This window comes from Suttonella ornithocola, from assembly GCF_001889065.1.
Classification (GTDB): Bacteria; Pseudomonadota; Gammaproteobacteria; order Cardiobacteriales; family Cardiobacteriaceae; genus Suttonella_A; species Suttonella_A ornithocola.
In genome coordinates, this window is sequence record NZ_LWHB01000272.1 from 1 (window position 1) to 400 (window position 400).

1 protein-coding gene is annotated in these 400 nt (G+C 38.2%); it reads left to right on the plus strand.

Going from position 1 to position 400, the window contains the following annotated elements; all coding sequences use genetic code 11:
- Positions 1 to 81: 81 nt before the first annotated feature.
- A partial coding sequence (locus tag A5N85_RS13695) for an IS630 transposase-related protein (RefSeq protein ID WP_072577636.1) occupies positions 82 to 400 on the plus strand: 319 nt, incomplete at its 3' end.

Below are 400 nucleotides of genomic sequence, written 5' to 3' on the forward strand. Positions count from 1 at the left end.
CACTTATAATCCAATCTATCCAAAGCAGATATTAAAGAACAACTTGTAGTAGAATTATCAAAAACAAACTGAGCATATCCTATGACCTACTGTCGCCAATTCCGACAGAAAATTCTTAACGATATTGCTAATGGAGAAACTTGGCGCGCTGTTGCAAAGCGCTACAAGATCAGCAAATTCACCGTCTATAGCTGGATTAAAAATCCCCATCCTAAAAGCTTTACTGAGCGTAAGCCCTCAAAGATTGATGATGAAGCCTTGCTTAAGGATATTGAGCAGTATCCTGATGATTACCAATGGGAAAGCGCTAGACGTTTTAATTGCTCGCAATCAGCGATTTGTTATGCTCTAAAGCGACTAAAGATAACGCATAAAAAAAGATTAACCAACATCCAAAAGC